Genomic DNA, 26,379 nt, shown 5'->3' with positions numbered 1-26,379 from the left:
TGGCCGTGATTTGTGCTGTGGCCTTTCTGTAAGAGCGAGCCGGCTCAGGCCGCCTCGTCAGGCGCTGCGTGCTCGCGGCAGATCAGCTCACCCTCACGCGCTTCCAGTCTTTCCCCCGTCAGCCCGCAAAGCGCGCCGTCATCCAGCTTCTGGTGGAAGCGACAGGTGCGGCACAGGCCGTACCCCGGCACGTTCTCCTGGCGCTGTACCGTCGCCAGCAGTTCGCGCAGCAACTCGACCAGCAACCCACTGCGCTCCCCCAGCGACTCTTCGGCGTGGCGCAGGAAAGCAGGCGGCGCCAGCGCATCGATCAGCCCCCTGCCCTCCGGCGTCAGCTCCAGGTGCACGCTGCGGCGGTCCTGCGCATCCGGACGCTTCGCGATCAGCCCCTTGGCCTCCAGCGCCTTCAGCGACTGGGACACCGTGCCCTTGGTCAGCCCGAGAAAGTCCGTCACGCCCAGCGGCGTGTTCGAATAGCGATTGCAACGCGCCAGGTAGTTCAGCGCGCTCAGCTGGATCGGCTGCAGATCGGCCATCAGCGGCTGCTCGCGGGCCCAGGCGCGCATCAGGCTGGCGATGCGTTCGAGGTAGTCGTACAGGGTCGTATCGGTCATGGGCTGATCCCTCCGATAGATAGTATCGATCAAAAACCAGTTTGACAGAAGGCTCTTTTCACACGCAGACTGAATTGGTATCGAATCGATACATAATCAATCAGGAGAAGGATCATGAGCAAAGCTGTTTACTACCATGCCGGTTGCTCCGTCTGCGTCGAGGCCGAGCGCGCACTGCTGCCGTTGTTGAACCGCGAAGTCGAAGTAGTGCACCTGGGCGAGCAGTCGCCGCGCGTGGCCGAAGCCGAGGCTGCCGGGGTGAAATCCGTACCGGCGCTGGTGGTCGATGGGCAGGTGCTGCACCTGAACTTCGGCGCCGCCCTGGCCGACCTGAAATAAGGCCGGGCGGTATGAGCGACTACCAGCCGTTGCACTGCGATCTCCATGACTATCTGGAGATCGCCTGCCTCTACCGCTACTGGCTGCGTATCGAGCTGCGTGACGGCCTGGCGTTCGACGCCCAGGCCTTCACCACGCACACGCGAAGGACCGCGGGCGGAGTGCTGGAGGAGTTCCTCGAGGTGCAGGTGGACGATGCCAGCCGGGAGTTCCGGCTGGACCGTCTGCACGCCATCACGCCCTTGTCGGCGCAGGCGCTGTTCGGAAGGGTGGAGCTGCAGGCGGCCGGCTGAGCGGCCGCAACGTCCTCACCACATGAGGTCGTCGGGCACCACGTAATCCTTGTACGGATCGTCCTCGTCCGGCTCGCCGCTGGGCTCGCTGAGGACGATGATGCGGCGCTCGTCGCGCTCCTGGATACGCAGTGCGGCATCGCGAGGCACGATCTCGTAGCGGCCGTCGTAGCTGACGATGGCCAGGCTGCCGCGGCTGAGCTTGTCGCGGACCATGTCGTTGACCGCGATGCGCTTGACCTTCTTGTTGTCGACGAAGTTGTAGTAGTCGTCCGACTCCAGTTTGGGCAGGCGCGTGCCTTCGATCAGTTGCTTGATCTGTGCCGTCTTGGCCTTCTTGTCAGCCTTCTCCTGCTGCTGGCGGTTCAGCTCGGCGTCGCGGGCCTGCTTCTCGGCCTGGGCCTGCAGGGCCGCCTGACGCTGGCTGTCGTCCTTCGCCACCTGGTTCTTGTGCTCCAGGCGCTGCTGCTTCTGTTTCTGCTTGCCGGCCTGCTTGGCCTGCTTCTCGTTGACCAGGCCGGCTTTCAGCAACTGGTCACGCAATGACATGCTCATGAATCAAGGCTCTCCAACAGCCCATAGTGATGCAGGACAAATCCCAGACCAACGCATAGGTGCGGCGGGATCGTCCTCAGGGGGTATAATCCTCGGGCCTGTGCCAGCGCAGCGCAAGTGCCTGGCTCGAAATCACTCATCTGGAGCGGACTCGTAACCTCCATGCTGAAGCTCATCGTTCTCGCGGTACTGGCCATCTTCCTCGTCGCCATTCTCTACGTGCATCTGCGCGGCAAGGTGCGGCTGCCCTTCCTGCGCCAGGTCGTGAACCACTCCGCCTGGTTCGCTCCCTACAACTCGCTGATGTACCTGAACTCCAGCGTGCCCTCCAAGCCCTACCTGGACCGCGAGCGCTTCCCCGAACTCGACAAGCTGCGCGACAACTGGCAGATGATCCGCGAGGAAGCCGAGCAGCTGTTCGACGAGGGCTACATCCGCGACGCCCTGAACAACAACGAGGCCGGCTTCGGTTCCTTCTTCAAGAAGGGCTGGACCCGCTTCTACCTGACCTGGTACGACGGCCCCCTGCCCTCGGCGCAGCAGTTGTGCCCCAAGACCGTGGAACTGGTGAGCAGCATCCCCAACGTCAAGGGCGCGATGTTCACCCGCCTGCCGCCGCGCAGCCACCTGAACAAGCACCGCGACCCTTACGGCGGTTCGCTGCGCTACCACCTGGGCCTGGCCACGCCGAACTCCGATGAGTGCCGCATCTTCGTGGATGGCCAGCCCTACGCCTGGCGCGACGGCCAGGACGTGATGTTCGACGAGACCTTCGTCCACTGGGTCAAGAACGAGACGGACGAATCGCGTCTGATCCTCTTCTGCGATATCGAGCGTCCACTCAAGTCGCCGCTGCTGACCCGCATCAACCGCCGCGTCAGCGCCTTCCTCGGGCGCGCAACAGCGCCGCAGAACGTCGAGGGCGAGCGCGTCGGCGGAATCAACCAGGCCTACTCGGTGCTGATCCGCATCGGCAACGCCGTGGGCAGCAAGGTGAAGGTGTTCAAACGTGCCTATCCCAAGGCCTACCGCATCGGCCGCCCGGTGCTGGCGGTGCTGCTGCTGGTGCTGATCCTGCGCTGGCTGTTTGGCTGAAGGAGCGCGCCTCGCGTTGACGCTCCTACGAAGAACAAAAAAGCCCCGCGATTGCGGGGCTTTTTTATGGGAGAAAGAACTTATCCACAACTGAGCGGGTTCTTCTCGTCACGCTTGGCAGCGCCCCACAACTCGTCCATCTCTTCCAGGTTGCTGTCTTCCAGGGTGCGTCCCTGGTCGCGCAGGGCTGTCTCGATGTAGCGGAAGCGGCGCTCGAACTTGGCGTTGGCGGCGCGCAGGGCAGTTTCCGGGTCGACCTTGAGCTTGCGCGCCAGGTTGACCACCACGAACAGCAGATCGCCCACTTCCTCCGCCTGGCCCTCGGTATCGCCGCCGGCCATCGCCTCGAGCACCTCATCCAGCTCCTCGCGGACCTTGTCGACCACCGGCAGGGCGTCGGCCCAGTCAAAGCCGACCTGGGAGGCGCGCTTCTGCAGCTTGGCGGCGCGGCTCAGCGCCGGCAGGGCGGTGGGTACGTCGTCCAGCAGGGACAGTTGCACCGGCTCGGCGGCCTTGGCGGCACGCTCTTCGGCCTTGAGTTCCTCCCAGCGCTGCTTGACCGCCGCTTCCGCCAGTTTCGCCGGGTCGGACTCTCCGTACAGGTCGCCGTCGGGGAACACATGAGGGTGGCGGCGGATCAGCTTGGTGGTGATGCCATCCACCACCGCGTCGAACTCGAAGCGCCCCTCTTCCCGCGCCAGCTGCGCGTAGTAGACGACCTGGAAGAGCAGGTCGCCCAGTTCCTCACGCAGGTGGTCGAAGTCACCGCGCTCGATGGCATCGGCCACCTCGTAGGCTTCCTCGAGGGTGTACGGAACGATCGTCGCGTAGCTCTGCTTCAGGTCCCAGGGACAGCCGTGCTGCGGGTCACGCAGCCGGGCCATCAGGTACAGCAGGTCGTCGAACTTATGCATCCTTGGCACCCGCACCGCGGTCGCGCCGCGCCTCGATGATGTTGGGCAGCTGCGAGATGCGCGCCAGCAGGCGGCCCAGCGAATCGAGACCGGGGATCTCGATGGTCAGGCGCATGATCGCGGTATTGTCTTCCTTGTCCGAACGGGTGTTCACCGCCAGCACGTTGATACGCTCGTTGAGCAGCATCTGCGAGACGTCGCGCAACAGGCCGGAACGGTCGTAGGCACGGATGACGATATCCACCGGATAGGTGCTGACCGGCACCGGGCCCCAGCTGACCTGGATGATCCGCTCCGGCTCGCGACCGGCCAGTTGCAGCGCGGTGGCGCAGTCCTGGCGGTGGATGGTGACGCCGCGGCCGAGGGTGATGTAGCCGACGATCGGGTCGCCCGGCAGCGGCTGGCAGCAGCCGGCCATCTGCGTGAGCAGGTTGCCGACGCCCTGGATCTGGATGTCGCCGCGCTTGCCGTGGCCGATCTTGCTCGGCTTGCGCGGGATGAGTTCCAGCTGCTCGGTGCCGCGCTCGGGCTCGACCAGCTGCTGCGCGTAGTTGACCACATGGGCGAGGCGCAGGTCGCCGGCGCCCAGGGCCGCGAAGAGGTCTTCGCCGGTCTTGTAGTTGGCCTTCTCGGCGAGCTTCTCGAAGTCCACCGGCGGCAGCGCCAGACGGCCCAGCTCGCGTTCGAGCATGGCCTTGCCGGCGGCGACGTTCTGGTCGCGCGCCTGCAGCTTGAACCAGTGGACGATCTTCGCCCGCGCTCGCGAGGTGGAGACGTAGCCCAGGTTCTGGTTCAGCCAGTCACGGCTCGGCCCGCTTTGCTTGCCGGTGATGATTTCCACCTGCTCGCCGGTCTGCAGGCTGTAGTTGAGCGGCACGATGCGGCCGTTGATCTTGGCGCCCCGGCAGTTGTGCCCGACCTCGGTATGCACGCGATAGGCGAAGTCCAGCGGAGTGGAGCCCTTGGGCAGGTCGATGGCATGGCCGTCGGGGGTGAAGACGTAGACCCGGTCGGGCTCGATATCTACCCGCAACTGCTCGGCCAGGCCACCGATATCGCCCAGTTCCTCGTGCCACTCCAGCACCTGGCGCAGCCAGGAAATCTTCTCTTCGTAGTGGTTGGAGCTGGCCTTGACGTCGGTGCCCTTGTAGCGCCAGTGCGCGCAGACGCCGAGCTCGGCTTCCTCGTGCATGGCGTGGGTGCGGATCTGCACTTCCAGCACCTTGCCCTCGGGGCCGATCACCGCGGTGTGCAGCGAGCGGTAGCCGTTTTCCTTGGGGTTGGCGATGTAGTCGTCGAATTCCTTGGGGATGTGCCGCCAGAGGGTGTGCACGATACCCAGCGCGGTGTAGCAGTCGCGCATTTCCGGCACCAGCACGCGCACGGCGCGCACGTCGTAGATCTGGCTGAAGTCCAGGCCCTTGCGCTGCATCTTCCGCCAGATGGAATAGATGTGCTTGGCGCGGCCGGAGAGGTCGGCCTTGATGCCGGTGGCGGCCAGGGCGTCCTTGAGCTGCTGCATCACGGTGGCGATGTACTGCTCGCGGTCCAGCCGGCGCTCGTGCAGCAGCTTGGCGATCTGCTTGTACTGGTCGGGTTCGAGGTAGCGGAAGGACAGGTCCTCCAGCTCCCACTTGATGTGACCGATGCCTAAGCGATGGGCCAGCGGTGCGTAGATGTCGAACACCTCGCGGGCAACGCGCATGCGCTTTTCTTCGTCGGCGTTCTTCACCGCGCGGATCGCGCAGGTGCGCTCGGCCAGCTTGATCAGCGCGACGCGCACGTCGTCGACCATCGCCACCAGCATCTTGCGCAGGTTCTCGATCTGCGCCTGGGTGCCGAGCACCAGGGACTGCCGCGGGCTGAGGCTGGTGCTGATCGCCGCCATCCGCAGCACGCCTTCGATCAGCTTGGCGACGACAGGGCCGAAGCGCTGCGCCACGTCCTCGAGCTTGACCTTGCCCTCGCGCACGCCACGGTAGATCACCGCGGCGACCAGCGATTCCTGGTCGAGCTTGAGGTCCGCCAGGATCTCGGCGATCTCCAGGCCTGTCTGGAAGCTGGAGGTGCCATCCGCCCAGGAGTTGTCAGCCGTGCTGACAGCCCTGTCTTCCACCTCGCGAGCGAACTCGCAGGCTTCCAGCAGGACCTTGCGATCCAGTACCGGGACCAGGGTCTGGACATGGTCCAGCCAGGCCTCGAGATTGATGCTGCCGTCGGTGTTGACCGGCTGGTGCGCTCTCACCTGTACCATCGTGTCTACCCTTCCCCACGGTGCGCCACAACACACCGCTCACTGCGCCGGCCTTTCTTGCTTGAGCCGGTCGGATTGCGCAGGCCGTCCTAGCCTGCCTCGAACAAAGCCATGGCCTCGACATGGGCCGTCTGCGGGAACATGTCGAGAATGCCGGCGCGCTTCAGACGATAGCCCTGTCGGGCCAGCTCGCCAGCGTCACGCGCCAGGGTCGCCGGGTTGCAGGACACATAGAGTACCCGCTCCGCGCCCAGTGAATGCATCTGCCGTGCCGGTTCGAAGGCTCCGTCCCGCGGAGGGTCGAGCAGCACGGCGGTGAAATCCTCCGCCGCCCAGGGGGCGTCGGCAAGCGGTTTCGTCAGGTCCGCCTGATGGAACCGGGTATTGACCAGGCCGTTGGCCCGGGCGTTGGCGGCGGCACGCTCGACCATGGTCTGCACACCTTCCACGCCCACCACCTCGCGCACCTGGCGCGCCAGCGGCAGGGCGAAGTTGCCCAGGCCACAGAACAGGTCCAGCACGCGCTCCTCGCTGCCCGGCTTCAGCCAGTCCAGCGCCTGGGCGACCATCGCCTCGTTCACCGGCTCGTTCACCTGAACGAAGTCGCCGGGACGGTAGGCCAGGGTCAGATTCCAGGCTTCGAGCCGGAAGCCGAGCTCGCGGTTCCCACTGTTTTCTGCAGCATCGGAGCAAAGCGTCGGTTCGCCGTCACCCTGCAACCACAGCTGCACATCCCGTGCCGAACAGAATTCCAGCAGTCGCGCACGGTCGCTATCGGACAAAGGTTCGATATGCCGCAGCAGCAGCGCGCTGGAAGTACCGTGGAACAGTTCGACGTGGCCAAGCGACTGTGGCTTGGCGAAGCCACGCAGCAGCTCCGGCAGCTCGCGCGCGAGGACCTGCAGCTCAGGCACCAGCACCAGGCAGTCGTCGAAGGCGACGATGGCCTGGCTGGCAGCGGCGCGGAAGCCGACGTCCAGGCGCTTGGCCTTCACGTCCCAGCGCACGGCGAGGCGGGCGCGACGGCGGTAGCCGAACTCCGGCCCGACCAGCGGTGCGGCCCACTCTTGCGGGACCAGGCCGGAGAAGCGCTCCAGTTGCTCCGCCAGGGTGCGCTGCTTGAGCGCCAGCTGATCGGCGTGGGACAGGTGCTGCAGGCTGCAGCCGCCACAGGTGCCGGCCACCGGGCAAGGCTCGGTGCGGCGGTTGGCGGCGGCAGTGAAGATACGTTCGCTACGGGCGTCGACGATCTGCGCGCGGGCGGACAGCACGCGGGCTTCCACCGACTCGCCCGGCAGGGCGTTGTCGACGAACCAGGTGCGCCCGTCGATGTGGGCGATGCCGCGGCCGTCGTGGGCCAGGCGCTCGATGTTCAGGCGCTGCTTCTTGCCCACCGGTACCGCAGGGCTGCGCGCTCCGCCGCTGGGCTGGAAGCGCAGGCCGGATCTCTGCTTGGCCATGTCAGTTGGAGTCGAACACGCCCGAGGACAGGTAACGGTCGCCACGGTCGCAGATGATCGCCACCAGGGTCGCGTTTTCCAGTTCGCGCGACAGGCGCAGCATGGCCGCCACCGCACCACCGGAGGACACGCCGCAGAAGATGCCCTCTTCGCGGGCCAGGCGGCGCATCACGTCCTCGGCTTCGTTCTGCTGCATGTCGACGACGCGGTCGACGCGGGTGGCGTCGAAGATCTTCGGCAGGTATTCCTGCGGCCAGCGGCGGATGCCGGGGATGGCCGAGCCTTCCATCGGCTGCAGGCCGACGATCTGCACGTTGGGGTTCTGCTCCTTGAGGTAGCGCGACACACCCATGATGGTGCCGGTGGTGCCCATGGAACTGACGAAGTGGGTGATCTCACCGCCGGTCTGCTGCCAGATTTCCGGGCCGGTGGAATGGTAGTGGGCGATCGGGTTGTCGCCGTTGGCGAACTGGTCGAGCACCTTGCCCTGGCCTTCGCGCGCCATCTGGTCGGCGAGGTCGCGGGCGCCTTCCATACCCTGCTCCTTGGTCACCAGGATCAGCTCGGCGCCGTAGGCGGTCATGGCGGCCTTGCGCTCGGCGGTGGAGTTGTCGGGCATGATCAGGATCATGCGGTAGCCCTTGATCGCCGCCGCCATCGCCAGGGCGATGCCGGTGTTACCGGAAGTGGCTTCGATCAGCGTATCGCCGGGCTTGATGTCGCCGCGCAGTTCGGCACGGGTGATCATCGAAAGCGCCGGACGATCCTTCACCGAACCCGCGGGGTTGTTACCCTCGAGTTTTACCAGCAAGGTGTTGGAAGTTTCCCCGGCCAGGCGCTGCAGGCGCACCAGCGGGGTATGGCCGACGCAATCGGCGATAGTCGGGTACTGCACAGTCATGGAAGCACTCGGATCTGGAACAGGGCGCCCTATGATACCGGCAAAAGCCGCCCCGCCATACGAAACTTCCTAACAAGCCGTGTACAGGGGCCCGTGTCCGCCTCAGGCCGCCGCCGCGTCGGGCAGGCGCAGGTGCACGCGCAGCCCCGCTTCGGCGCAGTCCGCCCAGAGTTCGCCGCCCTGCATGCGCAGCGAACTGCGGGCGATGCTCAGGCCCAGGCCGAAGCCTTCCCCGGTACGTGCATCGGAGAGCCGGGTGAAGGGCAGGAAGATGCGCTCCAGGTCACTTTCCGCCACGCCCGGGCCATCGTCTTCCAGCCACAGGTGCCAGCCGCCGGACTCGCGCCGGCCGCTCAGGCGGATGCGACCGTGTTCCGGTGAATGGCGGATAGCGTTGCGCAGCAGGTTTTCCAGCGCCTGGGCCAGACCGTTGAGATGGCCGCGCACGCGGCAATCCGCCGGCACCTGATAAAGGAAGCGCTCGGTACTCCAGCCCGCCTCGAAGCGGGCGTCGTCCACCAGCAGGTCCCACAGCGAGCGCAGGTCGATCTCTTCCAGCTCCACTCGCGGGCGCTCGGTGTCCAGCCAGGCCAGTTCCAGGGTATCGGCGACCAGGCGCTGCATTACCTCCACTTCCCGCTCGACACGCTGGCGCAACGCGGCTTCGCTGATCGGGCTGTCGCCGGCGACCCGCAAGCGGCTGAGGGGCGTGCGCAGTTCGTGGGACAGGTCGCGCAGCAACTGGCGCTGCAGGCCGACGTGGCCGCGCAGGCGCTCGGCCATGTGGTCCAGCGCGCGGCCCAGCTCGCCGAGTTCGTCGCGGCGGGCGATCAGTTCCGGGCCGGCGACCGAACCGAGGTCATCCGCCTGCAAGGCGTTGGCGTGTTCGCGCAGACGGCCGAGCGGGCGTACCAGCCGGCGATAGATCAGCCCACAGAGCATCAGGGCAAGGATCGTCGGCACCAGCGCATGACTGATGGATTGGCGCAGGAAGCTCAGGCCGCCCGGCAGGTAGCGCTGCGGCAGTTGCACCACCAGCCGGCCAGCGCCTGGTTCGTCCGGGAAGGGAATACCGATGTACGGCAGGTTCACCGAGCGCGAGCTTACCGGCCAGTCCAGCCCGCGCTGGAACGTCAGGTGCGCCACGTCCTCCATGGGCAGCGGCTGCGTGCCCAGCGATTGCAGACGGGCATCGATCACGACCATCCATACCGGCTCGCGCTGTTTCATCTGCGCCAGCCAGGCATCGATGCCCGCCGCCCCGCCGGTACGCCAGGCTTGCTGGGCCTCGTCGGCGTAGCCGGCGAGCACCTGCCGAGCCGCCTCGGACAGGAAGTAGCTGTCGCGCTCCATCTGCTTGCCCCAGTTCCAGGACAGCCAGATCACCGACAGGCACAGCACCACGAGGGCGACGGCGAGCTTCCAGAACAGCGAGTGGCGGCCGGGCATGTCAGTCCTCGGCCTCGGCGAAGACGTAGCCCTTGCCCCACACGGTATGCAGCGTGTGGCGGATATAGCCGATGGCCTGCAGCTTGCGGCGCAGGTGGCTGACGTGCATGTCCAGGCTGCGGTCGTGGGCGGTGAAGGCGCGATGCAGCACGTGCTGGTAAAGGAAGGGCTTGCTCAGGGTCTCGCCCTGGCTGCCGAGGAAGGTTTCCAGCAGGCGGTACTCGGTGCCGGTCAGGCCGGCCCATTGGCCATCAAGGCCGACGTCGTCCTTCTGCGGGTCCATCTGCAGCCCGGTCGACGCAGGCGTGCTGTTCAGCGACTGGCTGCCACGCTCCAGCGCCACCCGGCGCAGCACGGCGTCCACGCGCACGCTGAGTTCGGCAAGGCTGAAAGGCTTGGGCAGGTAATCGTCGGCGCCCTGGGAGAAGCCGGCGATACGGTCCTGCTCGGCGCCCAGGGCGGACATCAGGATCACCGGCACCGCGCGCTCCCGGCGCAGGGTGCGGAGGATGTCCAGGCCGCCGGTGCCGGGCAGCATGATATCCATCAGCACCAGGTCGTAGTCGCCGCCGCGCGCCTGGGCCAGGCCTTCGTCGCCGTCCTGGCACCAGGTGACCGCGAAGCCGCGTTCGCTCAAATGGGAAGACAGGTGGGCGCCCAGAGTCGGGTCGTCCTCGATGGTCAGCAGGCGCAGGCCGGACGAAGCGATGGCATTCATATCAAATAAGAGTGATTAGCAATTGCGTGAAGTATTCACGATTCCACGCGCTCCCGGCAAGGCAAAGGGCTTCCGACGAAGGTCTGAACCGCTACACTGCCGGGGATAAACGCATCGGAGGAAGCGCGTGTTCAAGGATCTCGGCATCAAGGGACGGGTACTGCTGCTCACCCTGCTGCCCACCAGCCTGCTGGCGCTGGTGCTGGGCGGCTATTTCACCTGGGTGCAGCTGTCGGACATGCACGCCCAGTTGATCGAGCGCGGGCAACTGATCGCCGAGCAACTGGCGCCGCTGTCCGCCCCGGCCATGGCCAACCACAACAACGAGCTGCTCGCGCGAATCGCCAATGAAGCGCTGGACCAGCCCGACGTGCGCGCCGTGACCTTCCTTGACCCGGACCGGGAAAAGCTCGTCCACGCCGGCCCCAGCATACTGACGCCAATGCCCAGTGGGGACGGCTCGCACCTGAGCATGGCAAGCAACCTGGACACCACCCACTTCCTCTTGCCGGTACTGGGCAAGCACCGCAGCCTGTCCGGCGACCCCGACGACGACGCCGAGAAGCTGCTGGGCTGGGTCGAACTGGAACTGTCGCACCACGGCACCCTGCTGCGCGGCTACCGCAGCCTGTTCACCAGCCTGCTGCTGATCGGCGCGGGCCTGGCCGTCACCGCCCTCCTCGCCCTGCGCATGAGCCGCGCGATCAACGCGCCTCTGGGGCAGATCGCCCAAGGCGTCGCCCAGCTCAAGGAAGGCCGCCTGGAAACCCGCCTGCCGGCGCTGGGCAGTCACGAGCTGGACGAACTGGCCGGCGGCATCAACCGCATGGCGGAGGCGTTACAGAGCGCCCAGGAAGAGATGCAGCACAACATCGACCAGGCCACCGAGGACGTGCGGCAGAACCTGGAGACCATCGAGATCCAGAACATCGAACTGGACCTCGCGCGCAAGGAGGCCCTGGAGGCAAGCCGGATCAAATCCGAGTTCCTCGCCAACATGAGCCATGAGATCCGCACCCCGCTCAACGGCATCCTCGGCTTCACCAACCTGCTGCAGAAGAGCGAGATGACCAGCCGCCAGCAGGATTACCTGGGCACCATCCACAAGTCCGCCGAAAGCCTGCTGGGGATCATCAACGAGATCCTCGACTTCTCGAAGATCGAGGCCGGCAAGCTGGTGCTGGAGAACATCCCATTCAACCTGCGCGAGCTGATCCAGGACACCCTGACCATCCTCGCCCCCGCCGCCCACGAGAAGCAGCTGGAGCTGGTCAGCCTGATCTACCGCGACACCCCGCTGCAGCTGGTGGGCGACCCGCAGCGGCTGAAGCAGGTGCTGACCAACCTGGTGAGCAACGCCATCAAATTCACCCACGACGGCAGCATCGCCGTACGCGCGATGCTCGAGGACGAGAGCGACGACCGCGCTCAACTGCGCATCAGCGTGCAGGACACCGGTGTGGGCCTGACCGACGCCGACCTGCGCGCGCTGTTCCAGGCCTTCAGCCAGGCGGACAACTCCCTCTCGCGCCAGGCCGGCGGCACCGGCCTGGGGCTGGTCATTTCCAAGCGCCTGATCGAGCAGATGGGCGGTGAGATCGGCGTGGAAAGCAGCGCCGGCGATGGCTCCGAGTTCTGGATCAGCCTAAACCTGCCCAAGGCCCGCGACGACGGCGACGACCTGCCGCACGCCCTCGCCGGCGGCCTGCGTGTGGCGCTGTACGAGCCCCACGAACTGACGCGCACCGCGCTGCACCACCAACTGGAAGACTGCGGTCTGGAGGTCACCGAGTTCCCTGACCTCGTCACGCTGGAGAAGACCCTGCTGGCCGGGCCGTCGGACAAGGCGCCGATCACCCTGGCGCTGCTCGGCGTGACCGCCGCCGATCACCCGCCAGAGGCGCTGCGCCAGTCCATCCGCGAACTGGAACAGCACGGCTGCAAGAGCCTGGTGCTCTGCCCGACCATCGAACAGGCGCACTACAACGATGTGCTGCCCGACGCCCAGGTGCAGAGCAAGCCTGCCTGCACACGCAAGCTGCAGCAGGCACTGAATGAATTGCTGCACCTGCGGCCGGCGCGCAAGGACAAGAACGTCAACGGCAGGCTCGAGCGCACGCCGCACCTGCTCTGCGTCGACGACAACCCGGCCAACCTGCTGCTGGTAAAGACCCTGCTGACCGACATGGGCGCCGAGGTGGTCGCCGTGGACAGCGGACTTGCCGCCGTCGAGGCGGTGCAGCGCGAGCGTTTCGACCTGGTGTTCATGGACGTACAGATGCCGATCATGGACGGCCGCCAGGCCACCGAGGCGATCCGCCTCTGGGAAGCCGACCGCGAAGTCAGCCCGGTACCGATCATTGCCCTCACCGCCCATGCCCTGGCCAACGAGAAGCGCGCCCTGCTGCAGGGTGGCATGGACGACTACCTGACCAAGCCGATCGACGAGCGCCAACTGGTCCAGGTGATCCTCAAGTGGACCGGCCTGGCGCTGGGCGAGCCGCGCGACGAGCGTCCGCGCCAGGCCCAGTCCTCCCTGGAAGGCCTCAGCGTGCTGGACCCGGAGGAAGGCCTGCGGCTGGCCGCCGGCAAACCGGAGCTGGCCGCCGACATGCTCGGCATGCTGCTCGCCTCGCTGTCCGCCGACCGCCAGGTGATCCGCCAGGCCCGCGAGCGCAACGACCGCAACACCCTGCTCGAACGCATCCACCGCCTGCACGGCGCTACCCGCTACTGCGGCGTGCCGATGCTGCGCGCGGCCTGCCAGCGCGCCGAGACGCTGCTCAAGCAGAACGATCCGGACGGCCCCGCTGCGCTGGATGAGCTGGACAAGGCCATGGCCGAGCTGGCACAGGCGACCGAGGGCCACCTGGAAACCGAAGCCGGCCAGACGCACTGAAGACGGAATTCAATCGATGCGCATCATCCTGTTCAGCAACCAGACCTACGACCGCGAGAGCTTCCTCGCCGCCAACCATGGCCTCGGCTTCGAGCTGCATTTCCAGCAGGCGCAGCTGCGCGAGGACACCGTCGCCCTGGCCATGGGCTTCGAGGTGGTCTGCCCCTTCGTCAACGACGACCTGTCGCGCCCGGTGCTGGAGCACCTGGCGGCCGGCGGCACGAAACTGATCGCCCTGCGCTCGGCCGGCTACAACCATGTCGACCTGGCCGCCGCCCATGCGCTGGGTCTTGCCGTCGTGCGCGTACCGGCCTATTCGCCCCACGCCGTGGCCGAACATGGCGCAGGACTGGTCCTGGCGCTGTGCCGGCACCTGCACCGCGCCTACAACCGCACCCGCGAAGGTGATTTTTCCCTGCACGGCCTGACTGGCTTCGACCTGCACGGGCGCACTGTCGGGATCATCGGCAGCGGGCAGATCGGCGAAGTCTTCGCCCGCATCATGAGCGGCTTCGGCTGCCATATCCTGGCCTACGACCCCTACCCCAACCGCGCCGTCGAGGCCCTGGGCGGGCGCTTCGTCGAGCTGGACGACCTGCTTGCGCAGTCCGACATCATCAGCCTGCACTGCCCGCTCAACGAGGCCACCAGGCACCTGATCAACGCCGAAAGCCTGGAGCGCATGAAGCGCGGCGCGATGCTGATCAATACCGGCCGCGGCGCGCTGGTCGACACCCCGGCGCTGATCGAGGCGCTGAAAAGCGGCCAGCTCGGCTACCTCGGCCTGGACGTCTATGAAGAGGAAGCCGACATCTTCTTCGCCGACCGCTCCGACCAGCCGCTGCAGGACGACGTACTGGCGCGCCTGCTCACCTTCCCCAACGTGATCATCACCGCGCACCAGGCCTTCCTGACCCGCGAGGCGCTGGCCGGAATCGCCCAGACCACGCTGGCCAACATCGCCGCCTGGCAGGCCGGCGATCCGGTCAACCTGGTGAAAAACTGAGCAGAAGGCGCTCGCATCCGCACGCCACGCGCCCTAGAATGCCGCGCTTTCCCGGAGGACCCATGGCCCAGCACGATTTCCGCTACACCCTGCTCAACCCGCAATTCACCCTCAACGAGTGCCGCGCGCTGACTCCGGGCCGCTACCAGGTCACCGGCATCGGTGGCTCGATCAAGGCCGGCGACACCATACTGGTCAGCCTCAAGGGCAGCAAAAGCCTGAGCATGACGCTGGAAGTGGAAAAGGTCCGCCACCTGATCAACCCGCCTGGGCAGTGGATGGCCGTGGCCAAGGGCCCGGTGTTCCGTGAACTGGGTATCCACGAGTGGAAGGTCAACTGTGACGGCTGCGAGGCTACACTGGATTTCGAATTCGCCGTCGATGCCACCCTCGGCAAGGCTGCCCAGCAGCCCGCCGCCGAGCAGCGCATCGCCGAACTCGGATGGGCCAAGGTCGGCAACCGCCACCTCTGCCCGGATTGCCAGAGCAAGGAGACTGCATGAAAGCCCTGATCGCCAGCGCCTGCACCGCGCTGGCCCTGGCCGGTTGCGCCAGCAAGCCGGTTCCCGAAGCGGAGCAGACTTACCGCGTGGAATGGGTCGGTGAGCACCCGCTGATCGACTACACGCACATCAGCCTGACCCTGGACGGCAACGGCCGCGCCTACGGCAGCGCCGGCTGCAACCACTGGTTCGCCAGCTACAAGCTCGAAGGCGACCAGCTGACCTTCGGCCAGCCCGGCGCCACTCGCAAGCTGTGCGCCGACCTGGTGATGGAGCAGGAACAGCAATTCCTCAAGATGCTTGGCGAAGTGCAGCGCTGGGATATCACCGAAGAAGGCGAGCTGCGCCTGTGGCCGGTCTCCGGCCGCGCCATGCGCATGTGGCCCGAAGGCTGAGGCGTTTTCGCCCGCGCTAGAAGAGCGTGAGCTGCTCGTGGGCGCCGCGCAGATCGACCAGGCGCACGCCCACGCCGATCAGCCGCACCGCCTTGTTACCGCGCTGAAACGCCTGCCCCAGCAGTAACCGATAGCTTTCCAGGTCCCGCGCGGCGCCTGCCTGCTCCAGGGTGGTCTGGGTGAAGTCATGGAACTTCAGCTTGATGAACGGCTTGCCCGGCCGGTAGCTGGTGTCCAGGCGCGTCATGCGCCGCTCCAGCTCACCCAGCAACGACGGCAATTCCTCCTGGCAGGCCGCCAGGTCCGGCAGGTCCTGGTCGAAGGTGTTCTCCACGCTGATCGACTGGCGGCGGCTGTCCACCTGCACCGGACGTTCATCGACGCCCCGCGACAAGCCCCAGAGCCGTTCACCGAAACTGCCGAATTCCTTGACCAGCTGGATACGCGACCAGTCGCGCAGGTCCGCGCAGGTACGGATACCCAGACGCGCCAGCTTCTCGGCGGTAACCTTGCCTACGCCATGCAGCTTTTTTACCGGCAGTTCGGCGACGAAACCGTCCACCTCGTCGGGCGTGACCACGAACAGGCCGTTGGGCTTGTGCCAGTCGCTGGCGATCTTGGCGATGAACTTGTTCGGCGCCACCCCGGCGGACACCGTGATGTGCAGGGTTTCCCAGACTCGCTGGCGAATCTCCCGGGCAATGCGCGTGGCGCTGCCGCCGCAGCGCTCGCTGTCGCTGACGTCGAGATAGGCCTCGTCCAGGGAGAGCGGTTCGATCTGGTCGGTGTAGTCGCGAAAGATCGCGTGGATTTCCCGCGAAGTCTCGCGATAGACATCCATGCGCGGGCGCACGATGGTGAGGTCCGGGCACAGCTTCACCGCCGTGCGCATGGCCATGGCCGAATGCAGCCCATAGGCGCGAGCCTCGTAGTTGCAGGTCGCGACCACGCCGCGCTTGTCCGGCGACCCGCCCACCGCCAGCGGCTTGCCTGCCAGACTGGGGTCGTCGCGCATCTCGATGGCGGCGTAGAAGCAGTCGCAATCGATGTGGATGATCTTTCTCTGCCGAGTCACGAAGAAGGCGCCTGCATCACCATCGGAAGCCGCCCGAAAAGGCGGCGGAAAACCCGGTCATGGTAATGCAAAACGCCGCCGCTTCGGTTATCCACGTCCAGGAAAACCCCGCCTGCGGACAACTGCCCTGCTGCCGTTCGCCGAAGCTAAATATCTGATAGAAAATCACTTTTCCCCATTTTTCGTTGACACACCGGGCCAACGGCGTAGAATGGCCGACGCGGGATGGAGCAGTCTGGTAGCTCGTCGGGCTCATAACCCGAAGGTCGTAGGTTCAAATCCTGCTCCCGCAACCAGACACAGATAAAGGGTCACTCTTCGGGGTGGCCCTTTTTCGTTTGCGCGCGATTTAAATTATTGATCGAAAGCGAAATATCGATTGACAAGACCTTTCACATCCGTAGAATGGCCGCCGCGGGATGGAGCAGTCTGGTAGCTCGTCGGGCTCATAACCCGAAGGTCGTAGGTTCAAATCCTGCTCCCGCAACCAGACACAGAAAAAGGGTCACTCTCCGGAGTGGCCCTTTTTCGTTTACGCGCGTTTAAATTATTGATCGAAAACGAAATATCGTTTGACACAAGGCTTCATATCCGTAGAATTGCCGCCGCGGGATGGAGCAGTCTGGTAGCTCGTCGGGCTCATAACCCGAAGGTCGTAGGTTCAAATCCTGCTCCCGCAACCAGACATCAAGAAGAAAGCCACTCTTAGGAGTGGCTTTTTTCGTTGTGCGCAAAAAATGATCGCCCACGGGTGGCGTCTCACGGATCAGGAAAATACTCTTCCGGGGACTTGGGAATTCGCGTCAGTGCCCCTACTCTGTCGCGCTAAATCGATTGAGGTGCCCGATGAGCGCCAACCCCGCCACACCCGATACCCCTGCCGCCGAAGACGCTCCCCGCCGAGCGACCTGGCTCAACTGGGTGAACGCCAACCGCCAGGCACTCGGCCTGGGCGTGACCCTGGTGCTGTTCAGCCTCGCACTGATCGCCTGTTATCACCTGCTGCGCGACATCGACGCCTACTCCCTGCACGACGCCCTGCTCGACGTGCCCACCACCTCGCTGCTCGGCGCCTTCGCCGCCACCGTGGTCGGTTTCATCTTTCTGCTCGGCTATGAATGGTCGGCCAGCCGCTTCGCAGGCGTAAAGCTGCCCGTCCCGGCGCTGCTGACCGGCGGTTTTTCCGCGTTCGCCATCGGCAACGCCGTGGGCCTGTCGATGCTCTCCGGCGGCTCGGTGCGCTATCGCCTCTATGCCCGCCAGGGGCTGGGCGCCGGCGACGTAGCGTTGATGACGCTGTTCGCCAGCCTGTCGCTGGGCTGCGCGCTGCCGGTGCTGGCCGCGCTCGCCGCGCTGAGCGACCTCTCCGACGCATCCCTGGCCCTGCACCTGCCGGAATGGCTGGTGGCAGTGCTGGCGCTGGGCATCATCGCCCTCTGCCTGTTGCTGGTGGTTGCCGTCGAACGCCGTCGCCTGCCGGAACAGCCTTCGCCCGACAGCCATCTGGTTCGCTTCGGCCGCCGCACCCTGCGCCTGCCGGGCCTGCGCCTTTCCCTGCTGCAACTGCTGATCACCGCGCTGGACGTGGCCGCTGCCGCCACCGTGCTCTATCTGCTGCTGCCGGAAGCTCCGCCCTTCGGCGCTTTCCTGCTGGTCTACCTGATTGCCCTGGCCGCTGGCGTGCTCAGCCATGTGCCGGGCGGCGTCGGCGTGTTCGAAGCCGTGCTGCTGGCGGCCTTCGCCAACCAGCTGGGCGCGGCGCCGCTGGCCGCCGCACTGCTGCTGTATCGCCTGATCTACGTGGTCTTGCCGCTGATCGTCGCCTGTCTGTGGCTGCTGTTCCTCGAAGCCCGGCGCGTACTGGTGGCCAAACAGGCAGTGCGCATCACCTCCGGCTTCGCCGCGCAGATCCTTTCCCTGCTGGTGTTCATCTCCGGCGTCGTGCTGCTGTTCTCCGGCGCCACGCCGTCCATCGACACCCGCCTGGACGAAGTCGGCTTCCTCGTGCCGCACCGCCTGATCGATGCCTCGCACCTGGCCGCCAGCCTGATCGGCGTGCTCTGCCTGCTGCTCGCCCACGGCCTGCGGCGCCGCCTTTCCGCCGCCTGGGCGCTGACCATCGGCCTGCTGATCGCCGGCGCCGTGCTGTCGCTGCTCAAGGGCTTCGACTGGGAAGAAGCGCTGATCCTCAGCTTCACCGCCGCCCTGCTGGTCATCTTCCGCAGCGCCTTCTACCGCCGCAGCCGCCTGATGGACCTGCCCTTCTCGCCGCTGTACCTGGGCGCCGCTGCCTGCGTTATCGCCGCGTCTATCTGGCTGCTGCTGTTCGCCTACCAGGATGTGCCCTACAGCCACGAACTCTGGTGGCAGTTCGCCCTGGACGCCGACGCCCCGCGTGGCCTGCGTGCCGCGCTGGGCAGCTGCCTGCTGCTGGCCGCGCTGGCGCTGTACTGGCTGCTGCGCACCGCGCCGCCGGCCATCCATGCACCGACCCGCGAGGACCTGGACACCGCCGCCGGCATCCTGGCCAATTCCGCGCAGCCCGACGGCGGCCTGGCCCTGTCCGGCGACAAGGCGCTGCTGTTCCACGAGGGCAACGACGCCTTCCTGATGTACGCCCGCCGTGGCCGCAGCCTGGTGGCGCTGTTCGACCCGGTCGGCCCGGCCCAGGCCCGCGCCGAACTGATCTGGCAGTTCCGCGACCTCTGCGACCTGCACCATGCGCGCCCGGTGTTCTACCAGGTTCGCGCGGAAAACCTGCCGCTGTACATGGACATCGGCCTGACCGCGCTCAAGCTCGGCGAGGAGGCGCGGGTCGATCTGCGCCGCTTCGACCTGGAGAGCAAGGGCAAGGAGATGAAGGACCTGCGCTACACCTGGAACCGTGGCCAGCGCGACGGCCTGAGCCTGGAATTCCATGACGCCGGCAACGCGCCGATGGACGAACTGCGCGCCATCTCCGATGCCTGGCTGGGCGGCAAGAACGTCCGCGAGAAGGGCTTCTCCCTGGGCCGCTTTACCCCGGAATACCTGCGTTATTTCCGCGTCGTCGTGGTCCGCTTCCAGGGCCGCGCCGTGGCCTTCGCCAACCTGCTGGAAACCTCCGGCAAGGAGCTGGCGAGCATCGACCTGATGCGCGTGGCCCCCGACGCCCCCAAGCTGACCATGGAATTCCTCATGCTCGGCCTGATCCTGCATTACAAGGAGAGCGGGCACACCCGCTTCAGCCTCGGCATGGTGCCCCTGGCCGGCTTGCAGCCGCGCCGTGGCGCCCCGCTGACCCAACGTCTCGGCGCGCTGGTTTTCCGCCGGGGTGAGCAGTTCTACAATTTCCAGGGGCTGCGGCGCTTCAAGGACAAGTTCCAGCCCGACTGGGAACCCCGTTACCTGGCCGTGCCCGCCGGACTGGATCCGCTGGTGGCCCTGGCCGATACGGCCGCCCTCATCGCCGGCGGCCTGAGTGGATTGGTAAAACGCTGATATGTTGAAACGACGCTGGCGACACCTGCTCGCCCTCCTCCTGCTGGTCATCATCGCCGTGGGTCTGCTGCTGTGGAGCCGCCCGGCTTCCCAGGCTTCCCTCGAACACCGCCAACTCGCCGACGGCAGCGCCGTCGCGCTGGCCATCCCCAGCAAGCAACCGAACGCCCGTGTACTGCTGGCCGTGCAGGCCGACCAGAAACTCGACGACGGCCAGTTGCTGGCCCTGGCCCACGACAGCGGCGCCCGCGTGGTGCAGTTCGTCCTCCCGGAAAAGGACTGCGCCACCCAGCAGGCCCGCATCAAGGCTGCCGGCGAGCTGCTCGACGGCCAGCCGACTCTGGTCGCCGGCATCGGGCCGGGCAGCGCCTGGGCCTTCCGCTGGCTCGCAGGGCAGACCGACGACAAGGCCAAGGCCCTGTCGGTCGGTTTCTCCCTGGAAAAGCCCGACTGCGCCGCCACCCCGCTGCCGACGACTGCCGCCCACGGCCACTGGGTGGCTGCCTGGAACGACAACCCGGACGACGCCAGTGCGCGCTTCGCCCGCAACCTGCAGAACGCAGAGACGGTAATCACCGACTACGACACGCCGCTGCCCAAGGTCCTAGCCGACCAACTGCGACAGCAGCTACAAGGCGGTGGCGACAACGTGCCGGTGGTGGAAGTCCCGGCGGCCAAGCCGTCGGAAACCGTCACCCTGTTCTACTCGGGCGACGGCGGCTGGCGCGACCTGGACCGCGACGTCGCGGCGCAAATGGCCGAGCTGGGCTATCCGGTGGTGGGCGTCGATGCCCTGCGCTACTTCTGGGAGCACAAGACCCCGGAACAGAGCGCAGCCGACCTCGCCCTGCTGATGCAGCACTACCGCGAGAAATGGGGCGCCAAGCACTTCGTGCTGGCTGGCTATTCCTTCGGCGCCGACGTGCTGCCGGCGATCTACAACCGCCTGCCGGCGGACGCCAAGAAAGACGTCAGCTCGGTGATCCTGCTGGCCTTCGCCCGCAGCGGCAGCTTCGAGATCGAAGTGCAGGGCTGGCTCGGCAAGGCCGGCCAGGAAGCCTCCACCGGCCCGGAAATGGCTCGTCTGCCGGGGCCGAAAGTGCTCTGTGTGTACGGTATCGAAGAGAAGGACGAAAGCGGCTGCACCCAACCGCAGTCGGTGGGCGAGAACCTGCAACTGCCCGGCGGCCACCACTTCGACGAGGACTACCCGGCCCTGGCCAAGCGGCTGGTGAACGCCATCCGCTCCCGCCAGTCAGCCGACGACGAAGGCTGACCGACATCAAAAGGGCCGCACATTGCGGCCCTTTCACTTTGGCTTAACGGTTTTTCAGGCACGCTTAAGGCTCTATGCTCAGATTGACAGCCCCGTCGTCAGAACGCGGCGTACGAAAAAGAGCCACACAAGGAACCGTCATGAGCCTGTCCAAGTCCCCGTCGCGCTACGGCAGCCTGTCCATTGCCCTGCACTGGATCATGCTGGTGCTGATCGCCGCCACGTACTTCTGCATGGAGTACCGCACCAACTTTCCCAAAGGCAGCGACACCCGCGCGCTGTTTTCCCAGTTTCACTTCATGTTCGGCCTGAGCGTCTTCGTGCTGGTCTGGCTGCGCATCATCGGCCGCTTCATCTACCCCACCCCGCCGATCGTCCCGGCGCCGCCGGCCTGGCAGATGGTGTTGGCGAAGCTCGCGCACCTGGCGCTCTACGGCCTGATGATCGGCCTGCCGCTGGCCGGCTGGATCATCCTCAGCGCCGCCGACAAGCCGGTGCCGTTCTGGGGCCTGGAGCTGCCACACCTGGTGGACAAGAACCCGGACCTGGCCAAGCAGGTGAAGTACTGGCACGAGACCATCGCCGTGCTCGGCTACTGGCTGATCGGTATTCACGCGCTGGCCGCGCTGTTCCATCACTACATCAGCCGCGACAACACGCTGGTGCGCATGCTGCCGGGCAAAGGCGAGGCGAAGCCGGAGTAGACCGTTAGCGCTCGCGGGACGCCGGCCCTGCCGGCGCTTCGCGGACAGGGCCGGCTCCTACAGGGAATTCCCAGAGCCGGCCAACAGGCGTCAATCCTGCCGATACGGCAGCGCCGCGCGGGCCTCTTCGGCGTAAGCCAGGATGCCCGCCCTCTCTCCCACCAGGAACTCCTCCACCGCGTCACGCAGCCCCGGGTGCCCGAGTCGATGCCAGGAGCGCGTGATCACCGGCTCGAAGCCACGGATGAGCTTGTGCTCGCCCTGCGCTCCGGCGTCGAAGCGCTTGAGGCCATGGCCGATGGCGAAGTCCAGCCCCTGGTAGAAGCAGGTTTCGAAGTGCAGCCGGTCGAACTCCGCCAGGCAGCCCCAGTAGCGGCCGTACAGCGTGTCGCCGTCCAGCAGGCTGAAAGCCATGGCCACGGGCCGGCCATTCTGGTGGGCGAAGACCACGCGGATCGCCTCGGGCATGCGCTCACCGATCAGGCTGAAGAACGCGCGGCTCAGGTAAGGCGCCTGCCCGCGTACCTCATAGGTACTGCTGTAGCAGGCGTAGACGAAGTCCCAGTGCGCCTCGGACAGCTCGCGCCCCTCCATCCAGACGAAGTCCAGCCCGAGCCCGGCGACCTGCTCGCGCTCCTTGCGCAATTGCTTGCGCTTGCGCGAGCTGAGCGCGTCGAGGAAATCCTGGAAGTCGCGGTAGCCGCGGTTGCTCCAGTGGTACTGGCAGCCCAGGCGCTCCAGCCAGCCATCGGCATCGCGCAGCAATGCATCGGCGGCGGTATCGGTGAAGTTCACGTGCACGCCGGAGCAATGCCCTTCGTCCACTTCACCCACCAGCGCGCCCACCAGGCTCAGCGCCGCCTCGGGCGCACCCAGCAGGCGAGCGCCGCCGACCGGCGTGAAGGGAATGCCCACCAGCAGCTTGGGGTAGTAGGGGATGCCGGCGCGCAGGCAGGCATCCGCCCAGCTCCAGTCGAACACGTACTCGCCGTAGGAATGGCTTTTCAGATAGGCCGGCGCAGCGGCCAGCAAGCGGCCATCGTCGGCCAGCAGCACGCGATGGGACGGTTTCCAGCCGGTACGGCCGCCGACGCTGCCGCTTTCCTCCAGCGCACAGAGAAAGGCGTGACGCAGGAACGGCTGGGCTTCCGGCAACAGGGCGTCCCACTGGCGGGCGTCGACTTCGGTGAGGCGGGAAAGGGTCTGGATTGGCATGGCCGACAGTCTGGCGCGGTGCGCCGGCATTGGGAAGATTCGGCCGGGAAATCTCCGGCAAAGGTGACATTCGCGTTCGTCGGTATCCGGCCAATGGCCTGCCCCAGTGGTCTATGTTGGGGGTTAACGAGGCTTGCCCGCGCATGACGCCGGCACCGATCCGCTCGCCATCCGCCCTGCATGGGCCGTTGGTGAACAGCCAGGAGGACGCCCCATGAGCCTGATGCAATGCGAGTACCGCAAGTACACCATCACTGCCGATGTCGTCGAACACCCCGGCCTGCCAACCCCCTGGGCCGCCGGCTGCCACATCACCGCCCCGGACGGGCAGACCACCAGGCGCAAGACGCTGCCGGTTGAGTACGCCTTCATGTCGGACCTGGAAAAGGCCCAGCACGCGTCCATTGCCCACGGTAAGTGGCTGGTAGATCAGAGCCTGGACCACGACCGCCAGCTGTTCTGATCAGCCGCTTACGTAGCCCGGATCGTCACTGACCGGCATCTCCGACAAGCGCACCTGAAGCGCCAGGAATTCCTGCGCCGATGCCCGCCAGGTCTGCCCCCGTGCCCACTGCACGCAGGCCTGGCGATCCAGTTCCAGTGCCCGCAGGCAGGCGCTGCGCAGGTCGGCGTCCATCACTCCGGTGACACCCTGTTCCAGCACATCCAGCGGCCCCGCCACCGGGAACGCCGCCACTGGCGTGCCGCACGCCAGCGCCTCGTACATCACCAGGCCGAGGGTGTCGGTCAGCGACGGGAAGGCCAGCACGCTGGCACTGCGGTAGGCCTCGGCGAGTTCGTCGCCGTGGCGATAGCCAAGGAATTCCACCTGTGGATAAGTCGCTTCCAGCGCGGCCCGCTGCGGACCATCGCCCACCACGCGCTTGCGCCCCGGCAGGTCGAGGGCAAGGAAGGCTTCGAGGTTCTTTTCCTGCGCCAGCCGGCCGACATAGAGGAACACCGGCTCGTCCAGCGGTGCGCTCACCCCCGGCTGGAAACGCTGGAGGTCCACACCCTTGCGCCAGAGCGCGAGGTTGGCGTAGGCGTGATCGGCGAACGTGCTACGCATGCGCTCGCTACTGACCAGCACGGCTGCGCTGGGTGCATGGAAGCGCCGCAGGAAGGCATAGCCCCAGCCCAGCGGCAGCCACGGCCAACGGGTGTTCACGTATTCGGGAAAGCGCGTATGGATGGCACTGCTGAACCTCAGCCCCCGGCGCACCAGCCAGCGTCGCGCGGCCCAACCCAGTGGGCCCTCGGTGGCGAGGTGGACGCAATCGGGAGCGAAGCCGCTGATCTTCTCGCCTACCTTCCACAGGTCCCACGCCAGCGGGATCTCCGGGTAGCTCGGGCACGGACGGTGACGAAAGTCCTGCGGGGAGAGCAGGCCGACCACGTGGCCCAGCCCTTCCAGCTCGGCCACCAGCGCTTTCAGGCTGGTAACCACGCCGTTGACCTGCGGCAGCCAGGCATCGGTGACGATCAGCAGCCTCATGCCGCCGACTCGACCACCACGGGTTCCTCGGCGCGCGCCTGCTCCTCGGCCAGTCGATAGAGCTGGATGCTGCCGTCCCAGTGCTCGATCAGCGCCGAACAGGACTCCACCCAGTCACCGCAGTTGAGGTACTCCACCTCGCCGATCTGGCGGATTTCCGCATGGTGGATGTGCCCGCAGACCACGCCATTGAGGCCGCGCTTTTGCACCTCATGGGCAATGGCCTCCTCGAAGTCACTGATGAAGTTCACCGCCGTCTTCACCTTGTGCTTGAGGTACGCCGACAGCGACCAGTAGCCGTAGCCATAGCGGCTGCGCCAGTGGTTGAGCCAACGGTTGAGGGTCAGGGTGAACTCGTAGGCGGAGTCGCCGAGGAAGGCCAGCCACTTGTGGTAGCGGGTGATCACGTCGAACTGGTCGCCGTGGATCACCAGCAGCTGGCGGCCGTCGGCGGTGGTGTGAACGATCTCGTCGACCAGGCGGATGTTGCCCAGCAGCAGTGAGGAATAGCGGCGCAGGAACTCGTCGTGGTTGCCGGTGACGTAGATCACCTCGGTGCCGCGCTTGCTCATGGTCAGCAGGCGGCGGATCACGTTGGTGTGCGCCTGCGGCCAGTAGATGCCGCCGCGTAGCTTCCAGCCATCGATGATGTCGCCCACCAGGTAGATGCGGTCGGCGTGGTAGCGCTTGAGGAAGCCGGCCAGGTGCTCGGCCTGGCAATCGCGGGTGCCCAGGTGGACATCGGATATCCACAGGGTCCGCACCCGTTGCTTCTTCGTCGGCGTCATGCGTTGCGCGCTGCTCATCGTCGGCGACCTCCAGTGGGGTTTCTCCGAGTGTCGACCGGCGCGGTGAAGCGAAAGTGACCGACTCGCGACAGTCCCGTTACAGCCCGCGGCGCGCTAGACTGTCAGCCTGCCCGCCAGCACGAAAGCAGCCTTGCATGAGCCAGATTCTCTCCCTGCGCCACTACAGCCATGACCACCTCGCCCACAGCCACAGCCATGCGCAGCTGGTGCTGGGCCTGTCCGGCAGCCTGGATTTCGAAGTGGGCGGTCGCGGCAGCCTGGTAACCCGGCAGACCTTCGCGGTGGTCCCGCGTGACGAGCACCACGCCTGCGCCAGCCCCGATGGCAGCCGCTGCCTGGTGGTGGACCTGGAAGACGAGGAAGATCTGCTCGGCGGCCTCGGCCTGCACAGCGATGCCGGTCGCCGCCTGCTGGAAACCCCCGGCCAGCGCCTGCTCAGCAACGACCAGGCGCAGCTGGTGCACTGGCTCGCCGGCAGCTCGCTGCATGACCCGGTGCTGGCGCGCCAAGGCGCCATCCTGCTGCTCGCCAGTCTCGCCGCCGGGCAGCAGCGCATCGACGAACCGGCGCAACTGCCGCTGACCAGCCTCGACAGCTACATCGACCGGCATGCCGCACACCCGCTGCAGGTGGCCGACCTGGCGCGGCTCGCCGGATTATCCGCCGCGCGCTTCCACGCGCGCTTCCTCGCCGAAACCGGGCAGACGCCGATGGACTACGTGCGCCAGCGCCGCCTGCAACTGGGTCGCGACCTGCTGCGCGGCTCGCACCAGTCGGTCGGCGAGATTGCCGCGAAGGTCGGCTACGCCTCGCAGAGCGCCTTCACCGCCGCCCTGGTGCGCCAGTTCGGCACCACCCCGCGCCAACTGCGTCAGCAGTCGCGCGACAATTCCCGCTAGCCGCGCGACAGACAGCTGCGCGCCCACGGCC

General features: G+C 66.4%; 24 protein-coding genes and 3 tRNA genes. 15 read left to right on the top strand and 12 right to left on the bottom strand.

The features are described from left to right. Nucleotides 1-44: 44 nt before the first annotated feature. Complete coding sequence (locus tag IB256_RS03580; protein WP_192291208.1) at nucleotides 45-614, bottom strand: MarR family winged helix-turn-helix transcriptional regulator; 570 nt, start codon at nucleotides 612-614, stop codon at nucleotides 45-47. Nucleotides 615-728: 114 nt separating this feature from the next. Here IB256_RS03580 and IB256_RS03575 point away from each other — a divergent pair, with 114 nt between their 5' ends. Beyond that, nucleotides 729-953: a thioredoxin family protein gene (locus IB256_RS03575; protein ID WP_192291211.1), complete on the top strand. Its 225-nt coding sequence runs from the start codon at nucleotides 729-731 to the stop codon at nucleotides 951-953. A gap of 11 nt (nucleotides 954-964) precedes the next feature. Then, complete coding sequence (locus IB256_RS03570) at nucleotides 965-1,246, top strand: Rho-binding antiterminator (RefSeq protein ID WP_192291213.1); 282 nt, start codon at nucleotides 965-967, stop codon at nucleotides 1,244-1,246. Nucleotides 1,247-1,261: 15 nt separating this feature from the next. Here IB256_RS03570 and IB256_RS03565 read toward each other — a convergent pair whose 3' ends face one another. Continuing rightward, nucleotides 1,262-1,801 (bottom strand): DUF2058 domain-containing protein, encoded by a 540-nt coding sequence (locus IB256_RS03565; protein ID WP_151187915.1) that lies wholly within the window; start codon nucleotides 1,799-1,801, stop codon nucleotides 1,262-1,264. Nucleotides 1,802-1,963: 162 nt separating this feature from the next. On the opposite strand from IB256_RS03565, the gene IB256_RS03560 reads away from it, so the two are divergent. After that, complete coding sequence (locus tag IB256_RS03560) at nucleotides 1,964-2,896, top strand: aspartyl/asparaginyl beta-hydroxylase domain-containing protein (protein WP_192291215.1); 933 nt, start codon at nucleotides 1,964-1,966, stop codon at nucleotides 2,894-2,896. Between the two features lie 80 nt (nucleotides 2,897-2,976). Here the strand turns inward: IB256_RS03560 and mazG are convergent, their stop codons facing one another. The 6 genes from mazG to IB256_RS03530 all read right to left on the bottom strand — a co-directional run bounded on the left by mazG (nucleotide 2,977) and on the right by IB256_RS03530 (nucleotide 10,592). Beyond that, a complete protein-coding gene (mazG, locus tag IB256_RS03555) occupies nucleotides 2,977-3,810 on the bottom strand; it encodes a nucleoside triphosphate pyrophosphohydrolase (RefSeq protein ID WP_192401300.1) in 834 nt (277 codons plus the stop codon). Next, the gene (gene relA, locus IB256_RS03550) at nucleotides 3,803-6,064 is read right to left on the bottom strand and encodes a GTP diphosphokinase (protein WP_192291217.1); all 2,262 of its coding nucleotides are present in this window, start codon (nucleotides 6,062-6,064) and stop codon (nucleotides 3,803-3,805) included. The genes mazG and relA overlap by 8 nt, the downstream gene beginning before the upstream one ends. 89 nt (nucleotides 6,065-6,153) lie before the next feature. Continuing rightward, a complete protein-coding gene (gene rlmD, locus IB256_RS03545) occupies nucleotides 6,154-7,524 on the bottom strand; it encodes a 23S rRNA (uracil(1939)-C(5))-methyltransferase RlmD (protein WP_192401298.1) in 1,371 nt (456 codons plus the stop codon). Between the two features lies 1 nt (nucleotide 7,525). Continuing rightward, complete coding sequence (gene cysM / locus IB256_RS03540; RefSeq protein ID WP_081520291.1) at nucleotides 7,526-8,425, bottom strand: cysteine synthase CysM; 900 nt, start codon at nucleotides 8,423-8,425, stop codon at nucleotides 7,526-7,528. A 102-nt stretch (nucleotides 8,426-8,527) separates the two neighbouring features. Then, complete coding sequence (locus IB256_RS03535) at nucleotides 8,528-9,874, bottom strand: sensor histidine kinase (protein ID WP_192401288.1); 1,347 nt, start codon at nucleotides 9,872-9,874, stop codon at nucleotides 8,528-8,530. A gap of 1 nt (nucleotide 9,875) precedes the next feature. Further along, nucleotides 9,876-10,592 carry a response regulator transcription factor gene (locus IB256_RS03530; RefSeq protein WP_192401286.1) on the bottom strand — a complete coding sequence of 239 codons (717 nt, stop codon included), beginning with the start codon at nucleotides 10,590-10,592 and terminating at the stop codon, nucleotides 9,876-9,878. 127 nt (nucleotides 10,593-10,719) lie between these two features. Here IB256_RS03530 and IB256_RS03525 point away from each other — a divergent pair, with 127 nt between their 5' ends. The 4 genes from IB256_RS03525 to IB256_RS03510 all read left to right on the top strand — a co-directional run bounded on the left by IB256_RS03525 (nucleotide 10,720) and on the right by IB256_RS03510 (nucleotide 15,395). Continuing rightward, nucleotides 10,720-13,491 carry an ATP-binding protein gene (locus tag IB256_RS03525; protein WP_192401285.1) on the top strand — a complete coding sequence of 924 codons (2,772 nt, stop codon included), beginning with the start codon at nucleotides 10,720-10,722 and terminating at the stop codon, nucleotides 13,489-13,491. Nucleotides 13,492-13,507: 16 nt separating this feature from the next. Next, nucleotides 13,508-14,497, top strand: a complete 990-nt coding sequence (locus IB256_RS03520; RefSeq protein WP_192291227.1) for a 2-hydroxyacid dehydrogenase — start codon at nucleotides 13,508-13,510, stop codon at nucleotides 14,495-14,497. 62 nt (nucleotides 14,498-14,559) lie between these two features. Continuing rightward, nucleotides 14,560-15,000, top strand: coding sequence for a hypothetical protein (locus IB256_RS03515; protein ID WP_192401283.1), 441 nt, complete (start codon nucleotides 14,560-14,562; stop codon nucleotides 14,998-15,000). Beyond that, a complete protein-coding gene (locus tag IB256_RS03510) occupies nucleotides 14,997-15,395 on the top strand; it encodes an META domain-containing protein (protein ID WP_081520285.1) in 399 nt (132 codons plus the stop codon). Before IB256_RS03515 ends, IB256_RS03510 begins: the two co-directional genes overlap by 4 nt. A gap of 16 nt (nucleotides 15,396-15,411) precedes the next feature. On the opposite strand, the gene dinB is transcribed toward IB256_RS03510, so the two are convergent. Then, entirely contained in the window at nucleotides 15,412-16,470 is a 1,059-nt protein-coding gene (dinB, locus tag IB256_RS03505) for a DNA polymerase IV (RefSeq protein ID WP_192401281.1), read from the bottom strand. A gap of 219 nt (nucleotides 16,471-16,689) precedes the next feature. Here dinB and IB256_RS03500 point away from each other — a divergent pair. The 6 genes from IB256_RS03500 to IB256_RS03475 all read left to right on the top strand — a co-directional run bounded on the left by IB256_RS03500 (nucleotide 16,690) and on the right by IB256_RS03475 (nucleotide 21,930). Beyond that, a tRNA-Met gene (locus IB256_RS03500) sits at nucleotides 16,690-16,766 on the top strand. Between the two features lie 117 nt (nucleotides 16,767-16,883). Further along, a tRNA-Met gene (locus IB256_RS03495) sits at nucleotides 16,884-16,960 on the top strand. Nucleotides 16,961-17,076: 116 nt separating this feature from the next. After that, nucleotides 17,077-17,153: transfer RNA gene (locus tag IB256_RS03490), tRNA-Met, on the top strand. Nucleotides 17,154-17,316: 163 nt separating this feature from the next. Then, nucleotides 17,317-19,950, top strand: a complete 2,634-nt coding sequence (mprF, locus tag IB256_RS03485) for a bifunctional lysylphosphatidylglycerol flippase/synthetase MprF (RefSeq protein WP_192291231.1) — start codon at nucleotides 17,317-17,319, stop codon at nucleotides 19,948-19,950. Between the two features lies 1 nt (nucleotide 19,951). Beyond that, nucleotides 19,952-21,226 (top strand): virulence factor family protein, encoded by a 1,275-nt coding sequence (locus IB256_RS03480; RefSeq protein ID WP_192401272.1) that lies wholly within the window; start codon nucleotides 19,952-19,954, stop codon nucleotides 21,224-21,226. A 140-nt stretch (nucleotides 21,227-21,366) separates the two neighbouring features. Further along, complete coding sequence (locus IB256_RS03475) at nucleotides 21,367-21,930, top strand: cytochrome b (RefSeq protein ID WP_192401270.1); 564 nt, start codon at nucleotides 21,367-21,369, stop codon at nucleotides 21,928-21,930. A 90-nt stretch (nucleotides 21,931-22,020) separates the two neighbouring features. On the opposite strand, the gene IB256_RS03470 is transcribed toward IB256_RS03475, so the two are convergent. Then, entirely contained in the window at nucleotides 22,021-23,145 is a 1,125-nt protein-coding gene (locus IB256_RS03470; RefSeq protein ID WP_192401268.1) for a GNAT family N-acetyltransferase, read from the bottom strand. 214 nt (nucleotides 23,146-23,359) lie between these two features. On the opposite strand from IB256_RS03470, the gene IB256_RS03465 reads away from it, so the two are divergent. Further along, the gene (locus tag IB256_RS03465; RefSeq protein WP_081520280.1) at nucleotides 23,360-23,608 is read left to right on the top strand and encodes a hypothetical protein; all 249 of its coding nucleotides are present in this window, start codon (nucleotides 23,360-23,362) and stop codon (nucleotides 23,606-23,608) included. On the opposite strand, the gene IB256_RS03460 is transcribed toward IB256_RS03465, so the two are convergent. Both IB256_RS03460 and IB256_RS03455 read right to left on the bottom strand, forming a co-directional pair. Continuing rightward, a complete protein-coding gene (locus IB256_RS03460; RefSeq protein WP_192401266.1) occupies nucleotides 23,609-24,640 on the bottom strand; it encodes a glycosyltransferase family 4 protein in 1,032 nt (343 codons plus the stop codon). After that, nucleotides 24,637-25,446: a UDP-2,3-diacylglucosamine diphosphatase gene (locus tag IB256_RS03455; RefSeq protein ID WP_138215195.1), complete on the bottom strand. Its 810-nt coding sequence runs from the start codon at nucleotides 25,444-25,446 to the stop codon at nucleotides 24,637-24,639. Before IB256_RS03455 ends, IB256_RS03460 begins: the two co-directional genes overlap by 4 nt. A 137-nt stretch (nucleotides 25,447-25,583) precedes the next feature. Here IB256_RS03455 and IB256_RS03450 point away from each other — a divergent pair, with 137 nt between their 5' ends. Next, nucleotides 25,584-26,348: a helix-turn-helix transcriptional regulator gene (locus IB256_RS03450; protein WP_192291243.1), complete on the top strand. Its 765-nt coding sequence runs from the start codon at nucleotides 25,584-25,586 to the stop codon at nucleotides 26,346-26,348. Nucleotides 26,349-26,379: the final 31 nt, after the last annotated feature.

This window comes from Pseudomonas sp. PDM17 (assembly GCF_014851985.1).
GTDB lineage: Bacteria > Pseudomonadota > Gammaproteobacteria > Pseudomonadales > Pseudomonadaceae > Pseudomonas.
The sequence above is the reverse complement of the archived record's forward strand: the minus strand, read 5'-3'. Positions and strand labels throughout refer to the sequence as shown.